This window comes from Oleiphilus sp. HI0061 (genome assembly GCF_001635675.1).
In genome coordinates this window covers 1-635 of the sequence record NZ_LWFE01001746.1, presented here as the reverse complement: position 1 = coordinate 635, position 635 = coordinate 1, and the positions used below count along the sequence as shown (strand labels likewise).

General features: G+C 42.7%; 2 protein-coding genes. Both read left to right on the top strand.

Annotation, left to right across the window (positions count from 1 at the left end):
* Positions 1-287: class I SAM-dependent methyltransferase (locus A3735_RS26735; protein WP_197486074.1), on the top strand; the 287-nt coding region annotated here is incomplete at its 5' end.
* A gap of 20 nt (positions 288-307) precedes the next feature.
* Positions 308-635, top strand: a 328-nt coding sequence (locus A3735_RS26730; protein ID WP_197486073.1) for a PQQ-dependent sugar dehydrogenase, incomplete at its 3' end; no start/stop codon positions are given.

Genomic DNA, 635 nt, shown 5'->3' with positions numbered 1-635 from the left:
AGTCAAAGTTCGACATAATCATTCTCGACCCGCCGCCTTTTTATAAAGGCTCCTTTCGAGTCTGGCCTGACTATCAGAAACTACTACGTCGCTGCACCAAATACTTAAAGGATGGCGGAGTTATCTTAGCGGCCCTAAACAATCAACAAGTAACCTTTTCAGAATTTGAACGCGACATACGAGAGACGATAGAGGATGTAAGATCTATCACGCCTTTAGCGCTTAGTGATGAAATAAAAGAACTGGAGCCTGATAAGGGGTTAAAACTTGCCTTGATTGAATGCTGAAGCTATTGGAGTTCCCTAAAATGTACAATTTCATTGCATGTATTAGTCTTGCGTTCTTCATAAGCTTTGCCAGCCCAAGCTTTTCCCGCACTATCCTTGAAGGGCAAAGTGGCCAGATTCACTTCATTTTGGAAGAACTATACTCAGGCTTAAATATTCCTTGGGGACTGGCTTTTCTGGATGCCAACACTCTATTAATTACCGAACGACGTGGCCGGCTTTATAGTTTGGATATTCAAACAAAGCAGCTCACAACTATCCAAGGGCTTAAGAACGTGCTTGCCAAAGGCCAAGGTGGCCTTCTTGATATTGCCATAAGCCCAACATTCAGCTCATCAAAGAATATTT